At 42.2% G+C, this 23032-nt stretch carries 13 protein-coding genes; all 13 read right to left on the bottom strand.

Annotated features, from left to right (window positions below; all coding sequences use genetic code 11):
* Positions 1–46: 46 nt before the first annotated feature.
* The 13 genes from P2W71_RS12060 to P2W71_RS12000 all read right to left on the bottom strand — a co-directional run bounded on the left by P2W71_RS12060 (position 47) and on the right by P2W71_RS12000 (position 22603).
* Positions 47–1441, bottom strand: coding sequence for a metallophosphoesterase family protein (locus tag P2W71_RS12060; RefSeq protein WP_276371260.1), 1395 nt, complete (start codon positions 1439–1441; stop codon positions 47–49).
* An 83-nt stretch (positions 1442–1524) separates the two neighbouring features.
* Entirely contained in the window at positions 1525–3174 is a 1650-nt protein-coding gene (locus tag P2W71_RS12055) for a SusD/RagB family nutrient-binding outer membrane lipoprotein (RefSeq protein WP_276371257.1), read from the bottom strand.
* Between the two features lie 21 nt (positions 3175–3195).
* Complete coding sequence (locus P2W71_RS12050) at positions 3196–6528, bottom strand: SusC/RagA family TonB-linked outer membrane protein (protein ID WP_276371733.1); 3333 nt, start codon at positions 6526–6528, stop codon at positions 3196–3198.
* A 337-nt stretch (positions 6529–6865) separates the two neighbouring features.
* Entirely contained in the window at positions 6866–7723 is an 858-nt protein-coding gene (locus tag P2W71_RS12045; RefSeq protein ID WP_276371255.1) for an ROK family protein, read from the bottom strand.
* A 204-nt stretch (positions 7724–7927) separates the two neighbouring features.
* Positions 7928–10534, bottom strand: a complete 2607-nt coding sequence (locus P2W71_RS12040; protein WP_276371253.1) for a family 20 glycosylhydrolase — start codon at positions 10532–10534, stop codon at positions 7928–7930.
* 48 nt (positions 10535–10582) lie between these two features.
* A complete protein-coding gene (locus P2W71_RS12035) occupies positions 10583–11692 on the bottom strand; it encodes a heparan-alpha-glucosaminide N-acetyltransferase domain-containing protein (protein WP_276371251.1) in 1110 nt (369 codons plus the stop codon).
* A 72-nt stretch (positions 11693–11764) separates the two neighbouring features.
* Complete coding sequence (locus tag P2W71_RS12030; protein WP_276371249.1) at positions 11765–14005, bottom strand: hypothetical protein; 2241 nt, start codon at positions 14003–14005, stop codon at positions 11765–11767.
* Positions 14006–14162: 157 nt separating this feature from the next.
* Positions 14163–16430: a regulator gene (locus P2W71_RS12025; RefSeq protein WP_276371247.1), complete on the bottom strand. Its 2268-nt coding sequence runs from the start codon at positions 16428–16430 to the stop codon at positions 14163–14165.
* Between the two features lie 216 nt (positions 16431–16646).
* On the bottom strand, positions 16647–18416 hold the full coding sequence (locus tag P2W71_RS12020; RefSeq protein ID WP_276371245.1) for a metallophosphoesterase family protein: 1770 nt from the start codon (positions 18414–18416) through the stop codon (positions 16647–16649).
* Positions 18417–18662: 246 nt separating this feature from the next.
* Positions 18663–19316 carry a YHS domain-containing protein gene (locus P2W71_RS12015; protein WP_276371243.1) on the bottom strand — a complete coding sequence of 218 codons (654 nt, stop codon included), beginning with the start codon at positions 19314–19316 and terminating at the stop codon, positions 18663–18665.
* A gap of 279 nt (positions 19317–19595) precedes the next feature.
* Positions 19596–20693 (bottom strand): sialidase family protein, encoded by a 1098-nt coding sequence (locus tag P2W71_RS12010; RefSeq protein ID WP_276371240.1) that lies wholly within the window; start codon positions 20691–20693, stop codon positions 19596–19598.
* Between the two features lie 46 nt (positions 20694–20739).
* On the bottom strand, positions 20740–21060 hold the full coding sequence (locus tag P2W71_RS12005) for a hypothetical protein (protein WP_276371238.1): 321 nt from the start codon (positions 21058–21060) through the stop codon (positions 20740–20742).
* A 49-nt stretch (positions 21061–21109) separates the two neighbouring features.
* Positions 21110–22603, bottom strand: coding sequence for an alpha-L-fucosidase (locus tag P2W71_RS12000; protein WP_276371236.1), 1494 nt, complete (start codon positions 22601–22603; stop codon positions 21110–21112).
* Positions 22604–23032 lie beyond the last annotated feature (429 nt).

Raw genomic sequence — 23032 nt, 5'->3', positions numbered from 1 at the left:
CATATTCAATTGCCCCGAGCTTCAGCTCGGGGCAATTGAGGGAGTTTTATAATCGCTCTTTGGTTGGGGGAATTCTATTCACTAGTTTATTCACCTTTCTGGACGATTTAAGCAAATCAAATGCATCATACAATTCACCATGGGCTGTAAAAGCTTCATACGACATTTTATCTCCTTCAATGGAGATAATCTGAAACAATTGTGTGCTCCGGGCCTTCCGTTGCATCCAGGGATCATTCGATACATCATACATTTTCGGGCCGCTAACGGATACTACGTACATGGTACCGGATGAATCATCTTTCAAATTTTTCCCGGTAGGTACATTGCTGACAATTCCCCTACCGTAAGCATGATCGTGGCCCTGCAACACAATATCCACTTTATGTTTATCAAATAAGGGTTTGAAGTGATTTCTCAAGTTTTCGTTATCGCGGTTTGGTTTTGTAGAAAAAACAGGATAATGAAAAGTAATGGCCGTCCATTTCTTAGGGTTATTGGATAGCACAGAGTCTAACCATTGTTTTTGTTTTTCCAGGTACATTGGCGACTCATCGATCTGTTCGGCGTCGAGAGAAATAACTTTCAGGTTTGAATAATCCACGACATAGCAAGTTTCTTCCAGCCCTTTTGGGCCGTTCAAGGGCAGGTTAAACTGAGGTCTCCATTGTGGTGAAAGTATTACCCCTTTTCCATACTCATGGTTACCAGGTGTCATCACGCTAGGCACCGTTGCGTGAATAAAGTTTCCTGCGTAGAACCATTCGCCCCATTCAACATCTCTATCGTGACGATTAATCAGATCGCCTGCATGCAACATGAAATCTACTTTGGGCAAAGTTTTATAAGCTTCGCGAATCACCCGTGACCACATCGACTTTAAATCATTCTGCGCATCGCCAAAATAGATGAAAGACAATTTCTGTTTTGAAGCATCCGGCATTTGAATTTGATACCATTCACTCCATGCAATGGCAGAGCCTACTCGATACACATATTTTTCTCCCGGATTGAGGCCTTCAATTTTTCCAGAGAAATAGTTTGATATTACAGTTGGTTCCTCGGGCCGGACTACTTTTAACCTTTCACGCACGGCGTTGACTTTCTGTACACTGTTTAAAAATTCAGGGCCCGCAGTAGCAACAGACCATTCGATGGTTCCTGATAAGACAGTCGTATCCGTTCGCCAGTTTACTGCAATTGAGGTTTCAGGGTTTTCGGTAAGATTTAGTATTACCCTGTCCGGATCAGGTGAAGGAAATAATAATTTTTGTGGGAGTAAGGTTTTTTCGCTGTGAGAATGCTCATGATAATGGTCGCTATGATCGTGATGATGCGAATGAGAATCCATAATGTGATTCTCATACAAGAATCCTGTGTAAACAAAAAGAGCAATAAGCAGAACCGTGAAACCAATTACTTTAAAAAATTTACGATGCATGTTTGATAAAGATATTTACTGAAGTAACATTAAAAAAATAGCGGGGAACCACCCCCGCTATTTAAACCCAATCCTATACCAACTTACTCCCAGGGCTTACCGGTTCCTTGAATCAGCCATGGTTTTGACCATGCACTGTTTTTACCGTCAGCCTGAGTATAGCCAGTGACTTCTAAATTATTCAATGCTTGTTCCGCATTATCTCCATTCAACGTTATTTCTCGCTGCATGTAGTAAAACCTTACGGGTAATACACTGCGTTTCGCAGCTGGTCCGGCCTGCAATGCTGGAAATCCTGTTCTTCTATAATCAAACCACGCTTCAGCTGCAGAGGTCCAACTGGCTATCCACTTTTGCTCCATGATTTGCTCTAGGGTACCGTTGTAAGCAACGCCAGGACCCGCGATATAAGTATCATAGGTACTACCAACTCCCCATGTAGTTAAGGACGCTTTAACGCCTTGTTTATAATAAGTTTCTGCATTCTCACCTACACTCCATCCCTTTAATGCCGCTTCTGCAAGAATGAAATTCACCTCAGCTGCCGAAAGTAGCCTGGCTTTTAACAATGGTCCTGTGGCAGCTTTATAAATATCGTTCAAAAAAGATACATGCGGGTTTTGAGATGTTTGCCCTGGCGTAGGATTCAGATTATAAGCGGAAGGTAGCGCAGAAAAACTTGTGGGTATACCGACGTATTCTGGATCAGTATCTACTGGCGTATCCCCAACCTTGTCTGGAGATAAATACCTAACACCATCAATAATCTCATCTGTATCAGGAGGAAGAGTAGCGTCAACCACTAAAGGAATCTGAACTTTATTAGCCCAAACTGCCAGGCGTGGATCTGATTTTGCCTGAAGAGACTCGACTAACGTAGCCGCCATTTTTATCCTTCGGTAATTGCTTCCGCTTGCGTCGAGCACCGTGTTTGCAGGCCAGGCGTTGTCGTTGCTGCTGCCAGGAAAAGACATTGTCACATCATCACCTTGAGATGTTATAATGGGATACTGACTAGGGTTATTAACAATCTTTTCAATGCCAGCTTTTGCCACATCAGGTTTTTTAACAGAGATTCTCATGAAGTAACGCATCATTAGAGAATTGGCAAACTTCCTCCATTTTGCAGGATCGCCTTGGAAGTATACATCGGTGTTTTTAACGATACCCGTGTACTCAGCTTCGTCCTTTGACAAAAGTGTATTCGCAGTTTCAAGATCCGCTAATATTCCATTATATATAACCTCTTGGCTATCGAATGATGGTTTAATATTTTCTTCACCAAGAAGTTCTCCCTTTAATGCGTTAGTATAAGGAGCATCTCCCCAGAGATCTGTGATGAGACCGAAAACGTAGGACTTCATTACCAGCGCAACACCCTGATGAAATTCGAGCTTTAAATCAACCGCTCTGTCATATACTAGCGCATTATTTCTCAGAATGCTATAGTACGGTCCCCAATCCTGGCTTCCTCCCCAATCGTAATCATTGTGTCCGTTAGACCACGCATCCTTTTGCGTATGCTGCATAACGCCGGCGATATCCTGGTATCCCAGATTAACATAAACTTTACCAGTCTCTGTCAAAACGCTTGGAAGAACCAAGTTAGGATTTACAACCTGAGGCTGTACGCCGTTTGGATTTACATTTGTTTCTGTGAGGTCTTCGCATGCCAGCAATAGTGAACATAGCAGGACAGCGAATGCGACAATTTTTTTATTTTTGATTATCATAATCTTAATTTTTTCAGGTGCTTAGAAAGTTAGACCAAGTTTGAATCCAACAGGTATAACCCAAGGGTTAACATTATACCGCTCGATACCTTGTTTGAATTGTGAGCCACCGTTTTGTATAGATCCCTCTTGTTGGAAAGCGGTTTCCGGATCAACACCAATCTTAGCTTTGGTCCAAAGCATAATGTTTCTGCTATACACAGAAAGGCTGGCATTTTGCAATCCAATTCTTTTGACAAAGCTGCTTGGAAGCGCATAAGAAAGTGATACCTCACGAAGTTTGATAAAAGAAGCATCAAACATAGCCGCCTTTGTAAAATCCCATGGGTAGTTGTCACCATAAGGAATGATCTTGGTACCTGGTCCACCTAAATTTTCTGTATAGCCAATAACGTTGCCGTCATCATCATATTCAGCAATTACGCCGGGATTAAACACACCATAAGGATAAGTATTTCCGCCGTACTCAAAAGGAAATCCACCATATTCAGCTGTGGGTCCGCCTACAATGTTGAATTTGTCGCCTACAACTACCAAGTTGTTATCGATCAGATAATTTCTGAGTTCATCGGCTGACATGTCACCAGGGTTGATCAAGTTATCGAGGAATCGTTGAGTCTTTAAGTCAGATTCGCCATAACGATAAGTTTGTGAAATAAAATCACCACCGCTGCGCCACTCGAAAGCTAAATTCAATGTGAATGCCTTATACGTAAGTGAAGTTTGCAATCCCATAATAAAATCAGGGTTAAAATTTCCGATTTTATTTTTGGTATTACCAGCGCTGATGCTCTGCCATGAACCATCATCATTAAGGATTGGATATCCATAATATGGTGAATTCTTATCCTCCACTGTAATCAATTTCGCATCATATAAATCGCCAATTTCGTCTCCTACATAGGTCCAAGCACCACCTTTTGCATCAGACCATAACTGGAACCGATCCATACCCTCGGTAAGCTCTTCAATTCTTGTTCTATTTTTTGAATAGTTCATATTGATATCCCACCGTAAGCCATTTCGATCAAAGGGTGTACCACCGATCGCTAACTCAATACCTTTGCTGACCAATAGCCCCGCGTTAAAATTAAGGAATGTAAATCCAGACGAAGGTGCAAGTTCATTGCGTACAATCTGATTTTCATTTTCTATCGTATAATATGTTCCGGAGAATCTCAGCCGGTTTCTGAAAAGCGTTACATCCATTCCCAAATCCACTGAGGTGGCCTGTTCAGGTTTCAGATTTGGTAACAGTATCGTTCCTGACTTAGAGAGGCGAGTAAGTGTACCCCAAGCCTCCATGTTATCGAGGATATTTACCAGGTTATAGGGATTTGTGTCATTACCTGCTACAGCAATACCACCGCGTAATTTTAATAAATCAAGACTGGGAGAAATGTCGATCATCTCATTTATCAAAACACTTAACGAAGCTGATGGATAAAAGTAAGAACGATTTTCTTCAGGCAATGTACTAGACCAGTCGTTGCGAGCGGTAAGATCCAAATACACCATATCCTTATAACCCAGGTTTATCAATCCATAAATACTGTGTACGGCTTTTTCTGTACCATAGCTGGTATATTGCAAATTGGCTGGCGCAATATTTTGAATGGTAAACAAGCCCGGAATAATAAGTCCTGTTCCGTTTTTACTTTGTGAGCTTACATCACTGGTTTTGCTGAATCGTACGTTTCCACCGACCGAAGTTGTAAGACTGAAGCTTGATAAATCCTTCTTATAGGTTGCAAGAAAGTCCGCATTCCGTTCATATCTCTTTAAATTAAGGATACCATAGGCGCCTCTAGGCTCACCTGTATAACTGGCACCAATTTTCGTTTCGCGTTGCTCATTATAAGTATCCAACGCATAGCGCGCCATAAAACTAAAGGCAGGTGTTATTTGATATTCCGCTTTGATATTTCCAAACAACCTGTCTCTAACGAAACTATTGTTGACTTCATAAGCGAGGAAGTACGGGTTATTGTAATCGCCAGGCGCTTGAGAAAGTTGTTGTAAGCCTTCCTGACCTGGTACCCAGTAATTTTTTAGATCACGAATGTCGATATGTGGTGACACAGCGTATGCCCATTGCAAAGGATTTGTGCCACGATTACCAGAAGGACGATTATTTGAATTGTTGCGACTAAAATCTAGGTTAGAGCTGATTCTCAACTTTTCACTCGCTTTAATCGATGTATTTAAATTCAATGAATTTTTAAACAGATCAGAATTGGGGATAATCCCTCTGCTATTCATGTTAGAATATGACAAGCGGTAAGAAAGTTGATCATTTCCTTTTGCGATCGAAATGCCATTGGTTGTGGTTATACCTGTCTGAACAAAATTCTTCACATTATTAGGATGCGATACTAACGGTGTGGGTATTGGATCACCGTTTGCATCCAATGGACTGTTCCATTGAATGGCATTGTAACCCTTGCCAAGCTCTGGGCCCACGCCACCTGCTGAACCTTCATCGATCTGTAAAACTCCACCAGGATAAGGATTGTTGTCTGGTGTAAAAGGTAAAATTCCCGTTGCAAATTTTGAATGCATGTCCAGGTATTTGAACGGAATGTCAAACACGGTATTAGAAGTAACTGAAACAGACAATTTATCTGACTTTGCTCCCTTTGTTGTAATAAGCACAACACCGTTACCTGCACGAGAACCATACAACGCCGCTGCACTTGGTCCTTTCAACACCGAGATACTTTCAATATCCTCAGGATTTAAGTTTGAAATGGCATTTCCATAGTCAACCTTGTTATCACGACCAATCTCTGTGATGTTGTTTAGTGTATTGGCGATGGGCACACCGTCTACGACAAATAAAGGCTGATTGTCATTTACCAGAGAAGTAGCACCGCGAATAACCATGCTCACGGATGATCCTGTTCCCCCGGTTGAGTTTATTGTTACGCCCGGCATTTTACCCGCCAGACCATTCAACACGTTTTCCTGCGCGATTCTTGTCAGGTCGCCACCGTCAACTTTTCCGACAGAATAACCCAAAGATTTTTCTTCGCGCTTAATACCCAACGCAGTGACTACTACTTCGTCAAGAGATTCGGCGCTCAGTTCAAGTACAACATCAATAGTGGCGCGTCCGCCGATCAAAATTTCCTGCGTAGCATAGCCGATGTAAGAAAAAACAAGCGTTCCATTCTCGTCTCCTACAGTAAGGGAATACGTACCTTCACTGTCGGTAATGGTTCCAATTTGAGTTCCTTTAACATACACGTTTACCCCAGGAAGTGGATTGCCGTCATCGGCAGCAGTTACTTTCCCGGTAATCGTCACGTCAGCGCCATCGGCACTTGCAAATACTTGGCTGGCAAGCAGCATAACCGTTAGCAGCGAAAATAAAAATCTCCTGCCCGGCCCCTTTTTGTAAAAATTTAAATTCATAGATGGTTAGTTAATACGGTCTCATTTTTTTTACTGAACTGCAGTTCATCTACAGTGGTTTTTCGTGAAATCAAAAGATGGAGTCGCGAATAACCTTTTTAAAGTTCGTGATTAAGTAAGTTGGAGATATCCGCATTTTGCGTTAACCAGTGCAGGGTTTGCGCAAGAGATCTAACATTTAATATTGCGGTAATAGAATGTAAGTCAATTTGTTAAAAAGGAAACAAACCGAACACACCTAAGCAACGGAAAGAGTTAAACGATGGCTGACTAATCAGGATATATTGGCAAGAGAAGCATTAAACTGCCTAACCATAGCGGCGGCGCCCAATAGCGTGATATTTTCGTTTTGAGACTGGAAAATCTTAAGTCTCTTCATGGATTCCGGATAGGTAAAATCCTTTAGGGTGGCATTCATGTTGTCCCGGAATAAGTTAAATGCTTTGGACAAAGAACCGCCTAAAACGATAGCCTCGGGATCATAGGCGTATACTACACACTTTACGGCTTCTGCCATGTGAATTCCAAATTCTTTCCAATATCCCAAGGCTTTGGCATCGCCGGCGAGGGCGCGCTGATGTGCCTCTTCCGCATTAATGTTGAAATACGCACGGAACAAATTTCCGCTGGCATAGTATTCAATGTTGTGATCCAAGTATGGCAACAGTCCGATTTCTCCTGCACCACAATTGTTGCCATAAAAAGGTTGATTGTTGATAATAATACCTGCGCCTAATCCAGTACCTGACGAAACTCCAACCACATGTTTCATTCCTCTCAATAACCCAAATTGGTGCTCGCCAAGTGTAAAACAGTTCACATCGTTATTCACACTGACCGGTATTCTAAATTCTTGTTCAAGAATGTCTTTCAATGGAACCTGTTCCCACGACGGTATATTGGTAACATTGTATACAATTCCTTTCTCGATATCGACCACGGAAGGAACGCCAATGCCCAGGCCTCTCACCTCTGCACGAACCAACGGTCTGACAAATTCTATTAACTGCGTTATCGTTTCTTCTAATGACCGGTCGGTGCGAAATATTTCTTTTCTCTGGTTGAAGACATTCCCACCATTTTCAATCCCTGCACGTATGTGGGTTCCACCCAAATCGACACCTATTGTCATATTGCTTTAGATACAATGTTTAAAGTAATGGAGTACAACCAGCACGCTGTTTGCAAAAGTATTCTATGCCTTTACCCTAATTTGCGAAACTTTGCGTTAATAAAACTTCATTTTGCGTCAAAGGTTTTCAACGGAATCCGTTTTTTCGCAGGACGTCAACGCACACAAATTCATAAGACAATTGAAAATTAAAAACCACTTACTTCAGTTTACCTGAACAACACGACTTGCTTTTCCTGATGCATCAAAACTTTTAAGAAGAATGGTACCTTTGATATCCACCGGGTTTTCATACTTCAACGAATTCAGCGTTGGTTCAGTGCCATCAGTCGTGTATCTGATGATCAAACCCGGATACGCTACGTTTGCCTTCAGCTTGCCATTTTCAACAATCGCGCCCGGAGAAGGAATACGATAGTGATATCCTCCATTTAAATAGCTTAGTCTTGGCAATTCTTTTTTCGCCAGACTATTCGCGTAAACATTCCATTCTTGTTGTATCAGCGTTTCCCGTTGTGTTTTGTCTTCAATCGTTTCCCATTTCCGCTCGGCTGCCCACGCACTTTCCGAAAATCCAATAAGTTTGGGAAGTGTATAATACTCCAGCATCTCTCGTCCTTTTATAGTCTCGCTCCAAACCTGTGCTTCAATGCCTAAAATATTTTTTCTCGCCTCCGGCCTTAAATGCTCTACAATTATTTTACTCTTACCGCCTGCTTTCATGTTCCCTGTTTCGAGATCAAGTTTTTGTCCCATGGAGTTTTTGGTAGTCGTTTTGAACATATCATAAGGAGCAAAGGTCCACGCATGTCTCGTATCCACAAAACCAGCCCAATACAACCCGGGTTCTTTCGGATCTTTGTTGTATGCCAGGTCAAAATAAAAATTCGAAACATTGCAAAGCACAACGCTATAACCGGCATTTGCCAACCGATAACCAAGGTCGGGATAGTCAAACATGTTATTCCAGATGTATGGCACTACATTTTCCTTTGCAAATTCAGGATTGGGAACATACTCCCCTTCTGATGTTTTCATGAGCGCGACTTCTTCCCAGCCATGTACCTGGAGATTTCTTTTCTTCAATCGCTTTAACAATTCACGAAAGAAATATGCTTGCAAATTTTTTGGATCTCTGATCTCAGGATGTTTGGTCATCAGTTCCGCAGCCAGTGGAGATTTTGTCCACGCACCTTCCGGAACTTCATCGCCTCCTGTATGAAATTCATCCAGCTTCAGACCGGCCTCTGCATACATTGCCGTAATTTCATCCACAACTTTTTCATAGAAGTGAAATACTGATTCGCGTGCAACACTGACAACGTTGTCCTTATATCCTTGAGCTGACAGATAAACGGAGGCATCCTGCGGATCTATTAACCGGTACTCATTGGCTTCCGCTTCTTTTCCGTCCTTCATGAATTTTTCGTAACGGGCTTCCATTGCTTTAATAGCTGCACGTGCGTGACCGGGAAAGTTTAATTCAGGAATGACCTTAATATGACGCTCATTGGCATACTTTAAAATTTCTATAAAGTCTTTCCTTGAATAATATCCATGGCCGAATTTACCTTCCGCTTTTGCAAAGGGACCAGACCCATAAGCCGGATGAAGAACTGCTGTTTCTTTACCAGCAGTATGTTCACGTTGGGCACCAACGCTCGTTAATTCCGGAAGGTCTTTTATTTCCAGTCGCCAGCCTTCATCTTCCGTTGTATAAAATAAAAAACGGTTTATCTTGTAAAATGAAAGCAAATCCAGAAGCCGCAAAATGGTTTCCTTCGTTTGAAAATTCCTGCTCACATCGAGGTGAAGTCCGCGGAAACTAAAGCGCGGTGCATCTTCTATGAATACATGGGGCAATGAAACTATTGAAGATTTTTTTTGGTACGCTTCAATAGGTACCAATGCGCGAAGACTTTGTATTCCATAAAATACACCGGCGGCATCACTTCCACTGATAGCAATTCCATCTTCTGCAACTTCAAGGCTATAGGCCTCTTTTGAAACGTTGGAAACCGTCATATCCTTGAGCCACAAGGTGATCAATTTTGTGCTCGAAGGTGTGGTAACGGTTTTGAATTCCTTTCCTGTCAAATCCTTTAAACTGGCCGCCAAGTACTTTGCTTCGTTCTCTAATCCATTCTGAAAATATATTTCCATTTCGTTGCTAAGGTCCAACGTCCCGCGACCCATCCTGAGGTTGACAGGGGAAGGAATGACTTGCTTTAATTCTGAATCGGGTACAACACCCGCGTCGGCATTCGTTTTATAAACCCATTCAGCCGTTGGAATAGGCTCCTCATCTTCTGCATTACGATTAATCTGTTCAGGTTTATCAAAAGCTGCCCAGGTATAATCCATTACCTCGACAATTTTTTTCTCCGCTCCATTATCATCGTAAAAGACAATATATAATCCAAGTGGTCTATCCGTTTCTTTAATTACAGCTTCAACTCCGCGATAGCCAATGGTAATCGACTGGCCAGGTTCTAAATTAAAATTTTCGTTTGGAACCAGCTTATACCAGTCGCCATTGATGTGATGCAAACTTGCCGGCTCTTTTATTTTGGGTTCAAGCAATTTGCGAGGCGCCATATTAAAAAACAGTGTCCAGTTTTTATTAGAAAGAGCAAAATCGCCGTTGTTTGTTATATCAAATTTCGCTTCAAAAACATTGTGCTCGTCCGTGAAGTTTGTGACGAGTTCCCAACGAACGGATATGCTTTCAGCAAAGGACAATTGATCCTTCGGGGATGTGCATGCTACAAGAAGAATAGCAGAAGCAAATAATATAATGAACTTGTTCATAGGGCAAATTTTTTTACCTGTGCGTTACCGCTTCTGCTTGTCGCAGCATCAGAGCCGGATAAAAATTTTCTTTTTGTACAACACATAGGCAATTGAAAAATTGATGCAAACAAAGATGATAGCGTAAAGCATGCTTACCAGTTTAGGTGCGACACCAATTGCTGTCAGGCCCGTCATAAAATGGACGTTCAACGAGGCTGCCCCAAAAGGCAAGCTGTAAAAAATGATAGAGATAACATCAGAAATAACATATATGGCAATAGCATTAGCCCCGAAAATTATTCCCGGTTTCGTGCCTGTAGTATAATGCCTGATATCAACAATGTAGTAAAGTGCGCCCAACAAAAGGGAAGCAAGGCCTGAGGTAACTAACACAAAGGAACTGCTCCACAAATTCTTGTTCACAGGAAAAGTTAAACCCCAAACGTATCCCAGCGTGACAGCTGCGAATCCCAAAATCATCAACAAAATAGATTTGTCGTACGGTGTTCGTTTACTCAGCAACAAATGTCCCGCGAGCAAACCTGTGATACCAGTAACGATGGATGGAAACGTACTAAGAATTCCTTCTGGGTCCCACGTGCCTTGCCACATCCTACCCGGAAGCAGCATACTATCTATCCATGCAGCCAGGTTTACACCTTTTTCCAAGCTCACGTACCCTACCCCTGGCGTTGGAATTAACGTCATGACCAACCAGTACAAGATGAGTGTTACAGCGCCCAGCCAGGCTTGTGTTTTAAATGAAGTATTCAGGAAGATGAACGAACAAACCAGAAAGACGATGGAGATTCGCTGCAACACGCCGGCGAACCGGATATTCATAAAATCAAAGTTTGGGATCAAACTTAGAATAATACCAACGGCAAATATTTTCAGCGCCCGGAACACAATCTTCTTATACAATTCCTTCCTGGAGTTTCCCTTCTCTAAAAGTTTTGTGTACGACAGCGCAATGGATACTCCTACGATGAATAAAAAGAAAGGAAATATCAGGTCGGTAGGCGTAAGTCCATGCCATTCCGCATGTTCGAGTGGCTGATAAATATGTTGCCAGCTTCCCGGATAGTTTACTAGGATCATTGCTGCAATGGTAAAACCACGCATGGCATCTAACGATGTTAGCCGTGTGCCTGCGTGTGATTGAACATTATTCATTCGAAGACAATTGTTAGGTTGGTTACAACATTCTAAAGTAGATTAATGTCATCGAGTACCAATCCGGATGAATCATTTTTTTTTCTCATCCGGCGCACTAATCACATTTAAATACCTTCCCATCCAATAAGGCAAAAGCCAAATATCTCCTGCGCTGTATTCGGAGGCCCCGTTATCTCCGCCATCCAAATCAAAACGGTTAGCATTGTGTCGACTTATTGGCAACTCACTTGCAGGAAGAACTTCTTTGATTGTCTGTCTTCGAAAGTTGGGCTCCATCAGTTCAATATCTTTCCGGTGACTGTTTTCGACCTTCCAGTGAACAAGGTCCATCGGGTATTCCTGCAAATACCAAACTGCTTCATTCAAATCGAATTCTTTCGTACCTGTAAGCGCCGTAAAAATATTCCAGGCACCTTCTTTCTCAGGCCTTTCTATTTGCCAATGATCAAGGATGGCCTCTTTGAATTTTACTTTTAAAGTATCGTTGAACGCGTAACGATAAAGTCCCCAGTAGCCCACAAAGTACATCTCATCATCAGAGTGATTCCAGGACTCTGACAACATTTTGCTCCAATCGTCGGCGTTGGCATCTGCTTGTCGCACCTGACTCATCGGGAACATGAGGTTTTCGTAGTAACCATGCTTTGTCATCAGCTCAAATGCTTTTTCTTTATAAACTTCCTTCTTTGTAAAATGATATGCAGTCTGAAGCATCGCGATGATGTTTGATGAATTGATCTTACGATCACCCACACCAACAGGTCTGGCGTTTACATATTTCGGATTCCATTTCCCCCAAAGCGTAGGCTCCCCGTTCCAGTCCACCAAATAAAAATCATTATCGATCGTGTGTTGCATAAGGGAATCGATTAGCGTGATCGCTCTGGTTTGAAGATCTTTTTGATCGTCGAGAAGTTCTGCCATCACACCAAAGGCAAAGATGTGACCGATTGCTTCATCGCTGCTGGTTGTAGATTTCCAATCCCACTCAGGATCCTTAGCTCTACGCCAAGGTTTATCCTCGTACTTATATCCGGTTCTTTCAAATGACCGTGACGGAAATCCTTTTACGCCGTTGATAGTATAAAGACGCTCCATCGCTGCCATGCACTCTTCAATATTTTGAAGAGCCTCCTCTGATTTCGTAACCGCGTAACGGAATACTTCTCCGCCCAGGTACATCGAAGTCCATAATCCATCGTTATCAGAGTCTTCCAACGATCCGGTAGCGAGGCTACCATCCTGCATATAGCCGAGCGTAGCGTTAAAACCGTGACGGATATGACGGGCGCGAACTTGCTTTTCAAAGTACATGGCTTTATCATGTAAGGTCATTGCTTTGAAACAAATTTGTCCAAGGCCCTTATCCGTAAGTACTAAAACCGAATTATCCGGACCTTTTTCAATATCCACTACGTTGTCTGAGGGAAGCCAGCGTTTAGAGGCATAATAGTCGAACTTACCATCTGCGTTAGCGGCGAAGGCACCTCTGGTTGAACCGAACCAGAGTTTACCATTAATTTCCTGAACTGTTGTAATTTCAGTCCACGGAAGTTTTTTGACCACCTCTCCTTTTTGTTGCTTTGAATCAGCATCGACAATAAGATATCCATCATTTGTTCCAATGACAATTTCCTTCCCCCCATTGGAAAGTGTAAAGCATGCAAAATTATTTCCTGAGAAAGCTGGTGTCATTGTAAGACTTTTTACGGAAAAGAAAGAGAGTGATTGGCCACTTAATAGCCAGAAAACGTTTTTACTCGCATCAAAAATAATGTCGTTGATTTTTTCACCTGACTTTCCTTCCCACAATACCTTGGAGTCTTTGAGATATTGCAGGGCATGACCATCGGAAATTAAGAACGAAAACGTTTCACCGCCTTCAAAGAGGGAAGCCCCAAGCATGGTATAACGCGAATAGAGATTACCAGCCCAAGCGTTGCTTAGTACCGCTTTATCATCGAGGTAAACAAATTGATCATGATAAAGACCGAGATTCAAAATCTTTTTATCAGCAATGGGACGGTATGTTTTATCGGGAACTAACAAGCCGGGATAAAGGAATTCTCCCGCATATGTTTTTAGTAACCCTGCCGAAGAATAAATCTGTATGACACCATTCCTGTCACTATATACTTTTTTTAAACCTACACCTTCCTGCTGTAGTTCAAACTTCTTGCTAAAATCCTGCAGATAGGAAACATCTTGATGGACTGGTTGGCCAGTCCCGGCTTCTTCATTCTTCTTTGAGCACGAAAATGCAACTATCAAAATACCAAGTGCCCACACCCATTGTGCAACTGTTTTCATCTTCAAATGATTTTATTATTCAATCGTAATTCTTTTTACAAGCAAGAATATATAAAAAGCCTCATAGTGGCGTATCGATTTACGTTTATAAAGGGGTGCTTTGCGAAATCCGTTTTGCTGTAAGGAGAGACGCGGTGCGATAGTACCTGTCGCAGGATCATTTAATCATTTCCATGTATCTTCCCATCCAATAAGGCAAAAGCCAAAACACGGGTTCCCGTTCTACATGGTGATTGCCACTGCTAATCCCCCACGGATTTTTGTCCCATCGTATTGTGCCACGGATGCTGGCGGGCGGCAATTCACTTACTTGGATTTCATCCAACACAGGATAATGCACCATACTAATGTCTTCACGCTTCGTATGATCAATCGTCCAGTCAATAAGATCTAAAGGTGTATCTTTCAGTAAATCGACCGATGGTTGAATTTCCACCTTTTTATTCCGTGAAAAGCAATAAATAAAATTTAACAATGGATTTTTATCACCCTTGCGATGTTCCATCCAGGTGTCAATGTGTTGTTGATAAAATGCCAATAGCTCAGGATCTTTTTCACATTTGAGCAGTATGGGATATTGATAAGCAGCCAGGGTAACATCAAAATAAATAAACCATGCGGGGTTCTGATGCGGGATGTTCGCCATGTTGTCCTTGTATCCCTCCTCGTTGATAAGTCTGCTATATTCACGCTGATACTTTTCATCTCCCGTCATGTAATGAGCCAGTTTCAGAAAAGCTAACAACTCCATCGAATTCAGGCTTCGATCAGGTGACCATTCCGGATCTCGATTTAATTTATCCGGAGACCAAACTCCCCAGCGCGTTGCTTTACCATCGAGATCCGTTAAGGTAAAATCATTCGCCATAAGGTGATCTACGATCTTAGCGACATGTTTTCGTACGATATCTTTCTCCGCGTCATCCGCTACCAGCTCATAATAAAAAAAATATCCAAACATATGGCCGCAGATTTCATCGCTGCTCGTGTCACCCTTCCAAAGCCACTTTCCATCCCTTGATTTATGCCATCGTATGGGAACTGGTTTGAAACGTGGTTCCTTTACCAACTCATCGGCTATCTGTCGGTCAGTATAGGTTTGGTTAACATCATGAATAAAACTCCAGTCAGAAGGGACAATGGTCCTCGCAAAGAAGCCATCAGTTTCAGTGACTTCTTGTAGCAATTTTAAAAACTGAAAAGCTTTCTTCGCTTTCACTTTAGCATCCTCATCTTTGGTGACTGCATAACGAAAACTCTCCATTGCCAGATAGTTGCCGGTATATTCACCATCGTTGTCATCATCCTCTGACTCCCATCGTGTTGTATCGCCGGCTACTGGAAGGCGGCATTGACCTGCGATCCAGGGATCACGAATATGGCGCCGCATTAATACATCATAAAAATAGTTTTGCTTGCCGGCCAACGTCATCTTCCTCCGCTTGATGGCACTTACTCCTCCTGCTGTAGCGATCCATGCATTGCCATTGTTATCGAACGCAATATCGTTTACCTGATCATCCAATAACCAGCGTCGGCTAAATAGAAGTGAATGGCTTTCGGCCTGATTATACCTTACTACGCCTACGGCGGTACCCACCCACATTACGCCATCGGGTGAACGCTTCAAGCAGTTTACCTGAATTGATGGAATTCCATCTTTTGGTAATAACCCGTTAACCTTTTTTTCATCCTGGAGAATGGTGACACCACCCAATCCGGCAGCCCACAGTTTATCATCATCTAAGGCAACGCCACGGATATATGCACTAAGCAAATGATCCGGCTTCACAAAATGTTTTGTCGCATTAGCATTACAGTGATAAAGTCCGACGTCGCTTCCTATCCATAATCCACCCCTGCCATCGGAAGTAGCATCACGTACAGATCGTGCAATTGGATAATCCATTTTAGTACAGCCGTTGTCATTATACAGCCAGACGCCATGCGGTCCTAACGCATAAACCCCTTCACTCCCAACACACAAAGTCGAAATGGGTGATTGAGCACCTGGCATGCGTTCAAGTATACTATTCTTAAAGCGGTAAACGCCGTTCCATGTAGTCATCCATACGGCGGATTGGTTGTCAATCTCAACAGAAAAGGAAGGACCTTGCTCTGATTCCGGAATCGCGTGAAGCCAATTTTTATCATTCTCTTTTTTCTTAAACACACCCATAGGTGTTGCAATCCAGACATTATTGGAAGAATCAACAGCAATACTGCGGACCTCATTGGCCTCCGCTTCTTTGCTAACCAAATAACCTTCATGGTATTCTTGCCAAAAAACGGTATCTGAAACGAAACTTGGTGTCTGTGAATCAGTAAGTTTATTTTCCTTTTTGACACAGCATGCCAGAATCATTCCGGATATCACGAGAATGCACAATTGTTTTTTATGGGCGAAAGCAACAGGCGTTGACATTATCATAAGAATACAAAAAGCACCATGACAGGAGTACGCATTTTGCGTATCTCATCTCACACTTTGCTCAAATTGCAAATCATGAGATGAAGTCCCGGCCGAAAAGAGTCACGCCGAACATCTTGATCGATCGTTAGGATAGACCTGCTTACAGCCAATGGATCTTGAGGTCATGTTGGAACGGAAAACAACTGACTCCCACCTTCGGGAGCAAATTTATTTTTGAATTGTAAATGTATCCTTTACTTCACCATTACTATCCACGGTTGTATACTTGAGAACTTTTCCATCAATTTCCATACGCTGATAAAAATATCCTTCATTGAATTGTTTAACAGCATACGGTTCTTCCGTCATATTATCATGTTTGCCAGGAATACTGATTGAAATGGCATAAACAGTTCCTTTACTATAATCGTTGACTACCTTTCCATCAAACATAGGGTGCGAACGCATGTAGTAGTGGATATGACCACCCATCACCATATCCACATGATATTTATCGAAGAGGGGAACCCATGCTTGCTGAATGTCCAGGTATGGTTCTTCAAAATTGTAAGGCGGGAAATGAAACATCACAAATTTCCATGTGGCCTTAGTTGACGAAAGCTTTTCTTCTATCCATGCTGTATGATCGCCTACCTCAGACGTTGCATCAATCATGAGAAACAATGCATTACCATATTCAAAAGCGTACGAACTTTCTTTTTCAACTTTCTCGGGACCATTTTTCGGAAGACTAAATAGATCGTAATACAATTGCGCGCCAAGCCCATCCTGCCGGTCGTGATTACCAGGAACAGGCATCAATGGTTTCTGAGCAAATACGCTCCCTGAGTATTCAAACAATTTATCCCAATCATCTCTGTTCAATCCTGTGCTCACAATGTCACCAGCAATAGAATAAAATGAGATGTCCTTGTTTTCCTTTTCTGCCAACGACACCAGCTTGCCGGAGTCGGGAAAACAATGCGTATCGCCAAACCACACAAATGAGAAATGATCGGTATCAGCCGGCTCGGTTTGAAAACTTTTTACAGCAGACCAATTTTGATCATCACTTCCTACCTGATATTTATAAGTTATCCCTGGCTTCAGCTCTTTCAGCTCAGCCGTAAACCGGTGAATATACCTGTCATTAAAAAGCATCCGGTCCTGAATCACTTTTAGAGCAGCAGAGGTGGTCAAAGTATCTTTGCTTCCCAACGCCCAGTAACGAACCGAACCGGTCGCTACCGTTGTATTTGTTCGCCATTGAATGTCTATTGTAGACTTTGGTGATCCACTCCAGGTAAGCATCACCTGATCAGGATTCTTTGATGATGGAAAAGGCGTCTCGCGAAAGGCGCCGATCACATGCGCTTCACGCGCGCGTCCCCGTACCGTTGTAAAGAACTTCGATCCAATAAGATGCTCTGGAATTTCCGTTAACAAAAGTCCCGACCAATCGTGATAGGTAAAGGCGCCCACCTGCATGGTACTCAGCGCGTATTGCGAGGGATAAATATTTGAGATCTTTAATTCGTGGTGAGAATTCTGTGGTGATACGGCAATAAAATATACCGGACGATGTTTATCAAAGCCATTTATTCCCAATTCAATCTTTCCTTCGGCATACTTCTTTTCCCAAACTTCATATTCATACCCTTCCGCATTTTTTACGATCTGATCTGTTTTTATAAACCCAGATGCGGGTAACCAAAATGGAATTGTTCTTTGCTGCGTGTGCCGCATCAGTGATACAGTCACCGGAACGTTTACGGTAAAATATAAGTACCGGGAGGCCAGCAGTTCTTTTTCATCCTCATTCAAAAATTCAAGCATGAAAGCGTCGTCGATGCTACTATATTGCTCTGCCGGAACCTGTTCGTAAAGCCGCGTGATTACATCGTCCATCACTTCTGAGATTGTATTCTTCTTTACGTCTTTTGTTTGACATGATAATAAGAAAGCAGCTATAGTGAGTATACACGATATTATTTTCATGTCAGTATAAAATATTAATAAAAGTAAAGGGCCGGGGTTACAACATACCACCGGCCCTAACTCATTTACCCAAACCTATAAAACTAATTATGAAGAAAAAGGTCACCACATCCGTCGGCTTTCTCCTCGTTGTTCAAAACAAAATTATAAGTCTATCCGGACATGAATGTTAACTTTTGCGCATAGAAAACTTCAAAACACGCATTTGTACATTATGAATTAGAGTTTTAAAAGGAGCTCGCCTAGTTAGTTTTTTGAAAACATTATGAAGGCATACGGGTCTGCCTTGAACAGCTCTCTACAATGCTCATTGCAAAAATGGTAGGTTTCGCCTGCACAGTTGTATGTCACATTTTTTCTATCAGTTCTTATCTGCATGTGACAGACAGGATCAACGTTTAGGCTAAATTCGTTGTGACAAGAGAGTTCATAGATCTCGACATTATGCATGACGTTTTTAAGTTTAAACGCCCCTATCGATGCAAAAGAAAACGAAGTATCTTCAACAACATCAACAAAATCTGAAGAACAAAGTACCTGGGCCCTCCCGGCAAGATTCATGATTCTGGATGCAACATTTATGGTTGAGCCAAAAAGATTTCCATTCTCACAATAAATAGATCCAAAGTGAAGACCAGCATGAATGGAAAGAAAACAATCCTCCTCCAGCGTGTACACGTTCAACATTTTTGCTGTAATCGCCAGGTCACTTGGATTGTCAGAAATCATCACGACCTGGTCTCCGATACGCTGAACCACCTGGCAGTCACCGTAAATGGATTTGTTCACAAGCTCCATGTACTTGGATACAAGCTTTGCAGCAGAGGCGCCCCCGTGAGCATCTGTCATCGCCGTGTACCCCGAAAGATCTGCCATTAGAATTGCTACATCCTTTTCCATAGGGTTCGTTTTTAGATGAGGAACTGTGTACGTGTAAAGACGCACGGCAATTAAAATTGATTTGCATTTTAAAGGGATGAATTTACATAGTTCACATTTTCCGCAAACCGATGGGGTCTTTGAAGGATGTCTTTGAACACATTTATAAAAAAGAACGTACCTATTTGATGCTGTAAGGGCATAGATTAGGGGTGTCGTTTAAACAGGGGAGCCAATGTTGCTAACAACGGAGGAATGGCAAGGCAATAAACAATTGCTTTCGAGTAGTAATCATGAATGCTAATTCACAACCCTTACCATCCAAAATGCAATACGTTGTCTCTTCCAGGTGTAAGTCAGTGCCACTGTGTCTCCAAAGTGAATGATCGATGGATACGAAAATTCGTCGTCTTCTTTTCCGGTCTCAAGATCGATGGAAGTCGGCCATGTTTTGCCGTTATCGCTGGAGATTGCCAGCGAAATGGGTGACCTGGATCCCCAGTTTTTTCCGTCGCGGTTATAGGCGAGTACCAATGTGCCGTTATCCAGTTTAGTGAGGTCAATGCCGCTATTCGGATTCGGCAAACTTATTTTGTAAACGGGCGACCAGGTTTTGCCATAGTCTTTTGAGTCTGTCCGGCAAATAACACCTGCCGAACTTCGAAGTAACGCATGAACATTTCCTCGCGAAGATTCCCATAATGCCGGTTGGATAATTCCCTCCTCTGGAATAGAATCTCTGTTAACTTCAAAAAAAGACGACACTGTCCACGTCTTTCCCTGGTCTTCACTGCGGTCAACAAATGCATTCCACACGCCCTTCTTTTCATTCGATGCCGGCGCTAACCACGTACCGTCGGAAAGAATGATGGGTTTGTTTCGCACCGGGCCCCTGCCACCTTTATCTCCTGTTACAAGTTCGACAGCTTCACTCCATGTATCGCCATTATCGGCGGAAACTTTGTACCATGTTTCCCAATTGTCAATAGTCTTACCTACTTTGAAGTACAGGATGATTTTTCCGTCTGGAGATGGAAAAAGTACGGGATTCCAATGAGCGTCTTCACGTATTTTTGCAATCTCCACGGGGTTAGTCCACGCCCCGGGCCTGCCCTTAGATAACCAGATGCCGACGTCATCATGTTTCTCGTGTGTCCCTCCGAACCACGCAACAAGAAAATTACCGTCATCCGTCCGAACGACTGATGAAGCGTGGCACTGCTGAAATGTTTGAGCAGTATCAAAGACAAATCCGCTTGAAATAACCATAAGGCTATCCTTCGTTAATTTGGTTTGCTTTTGATCAGCGGTCATCTCCTTTTTGCAGCTAGTTGCCGCCATAAGGATTGCCATATATAGAAAAACATATATTCGTGATGATTGTACAGCTTTATCCATTACCAGGGTTTTTGACATTAGACATTTATAAATATTAAATTTCTTTTTAAAAATAACTGGATCTGGCAGCCGTCCGCTTTTTTTTATTCAGGCTGAGCAACTGCTCCCGGTGAGGTCCCAGACCTACTTTAACCTTGATAATTCCCCGAGCTTCTAAATCGCGCTTCACGACTAAAAAACACCAACTCATATCACCTTCATATAAAAGCGTTTTATTTTGTTCGGCCAGGTCCAATAGTTCTGTAAATAGAATTTCTCCTTTTTCCTTCACGACGTTAAGTATAAATTCTTTAATGGACTCATATACAGGCGTGGAAAGAGACAAAGTCCGCTTTCCGAGTGCATCAACCAACAATATCGTTTTCATAGGCGAGTTCATTACCATCGTTTCAATTTCCGCAACACATCTCAACCGCTCAATAAACCTTAACACTTGAAATCACCGGGCAAGCTTTCGATGCTGTAATATTGATTTTTACTTTTTCTGTGTTAACCGGATCAAATTTTAATATTCTTTTATATCCAATGGTAGTAGCATCAGCAACTTTAGTCCACGCATTGTTTTTCCAAACTTCCACAGTAAACGCCTGTACGCGTTGACCCAACTTAATATACTCCTGAAGCTCTACATATTTGACTGTCGCGGCATCCTCAAGTTCTAACTCCAGGCTAGCCGTTGTAACATCATCATCTGTGGTCCAATACGTTTCCTTATTTTCATCAGAAATATTTAAGGGTGAAAAAACAACATTTTCGTCACGATACGAGGTTGCTTCCACCTTTGCATTTTTAGCGAGGTTGGTCTTGAATTCCTGGTCGAGCAGCGCACGCCACGCCTTAAGAACTTTTACATCATTCTCATGGAATAGTCCCCGTTTGTCTGGTGGGACATTTAGCAGCAAAGTAGAACCACGTCCGACAGAGGTTAAATAAATGTCAAATAGTTTTTCCGCGGATTTAACCAAAGTATCTTCTTTAGCATGATAGAACCAACCAGGTCGGATAGATACATCCACCTCGGCAGGTATCCAATGCGTTCCCTTTTCGTGGCCAGTCTCAAGCAGCTTCTCTATGCCGGCCTTTCCTGCGAATAGGGTATCCGGTGTAATCGAATTCCAATTTGTTTCACCAGCGATTCCTCTCTCATTACCGACCCAACGAACTCCAGGACCAGCATCGCTAAAGAAAATTACATCGGGTTCCAACTCCCTAACCATTTGCAACGTGGCTGGCCAATCATAGTAGCTCGCTCCATTGATTCTCCTTTTCTCTTTCGCACCGCCGTAATATCCATCACCACCATTTGCTCCATCGAACCACATTTCAAACACAGGCCCATATGCGGTAAACAATTCTTTCAATTGATTTCTGTAGTAATTAACATAAGGCGGCGTGCCATAATCAGAACGGTTTCTGTCCCATGGGGATACATAGATTCCGAATTTTAAATTGTGCTTTTTACAGGCTTCAGAAACTTCGCGAACAATATCACCTTTGCCTTCCTTGTACGGACTTTTCTTTATTGAGTGTTCAGTAAACTGGCTCGGCCAGAGGCAGAAACCGTCGTGATGTTTCGTGGTAAGAATGATACCTTTAAAGCCAGCCGCTTTCAACGTCGTCACCCATTGATCAACGTTTAATTGTGATGGATTAAAGAGCGACGGGCTTTCATCGCCATATCCCCATTCTTTATCTGTAAACGTATTGATGGTAAAATGAATAAATGCATTCATTTCCATTTCGTGCCATTCTAATTGAGCTGTGCTAGGAACAGGCAGTAAAGCAGCCGGGGCAATCACTTCCTTTTTTTTCGAACATGAAAGAATTAAAAAACACAGCACCAAAAATTTTATAGCACCAAGAATCCTTAGATGTATTTTTAAGACTTCTACTTTATGTATGTGTTCCATCGATTTAAATAGTGTATACGATTTTACCTTTTGTTACTTTGTTTAGTCTATAACTTCAACGTTCAGTCAAGATATTGAAAACGATGATGGACTAACTTTCTAAAGCCGAATTGTACAAAATCTTTTTTAATAAATCATCCGTTGGTGACTGCGTCAGTATCTTTCAAAATGATTTATTCTCAAATCTTTCATCGTGGGTTCATGTGTGTCGGTTTCTTTACGGGGAAGGTATCAACAAAAATTCAACCCATCGCTTCATACGTTTGGTTGATTTTTATGCCTAATAATTTAATTCTGAAAAAGAAAACAAGAAGTCCGGCTGCCGGACAAAAAAAGAAAAAAATTATGCTCTGGTAGCGAATTGTTTCGCAGATCTTCCCCGCGCATCTTAAGTACAGACGACATTGGTAACGGGGATGCTCGTTAATC

It is taken from the genome of Chryseolinea sp. H1M3-3 (assembly GCF_029360725.1).
Classification (GTDB): Bacteria; Bacteroidota; Bacteroidia; order Cytophagales; family Cyclobacteriaceae; genus Chryseolinea.
The sequence above is the reverse complement of the archived record's forward strand: the minus strand, read 5'-3'. Positions and strand labels throughout refer to the sequence as shown.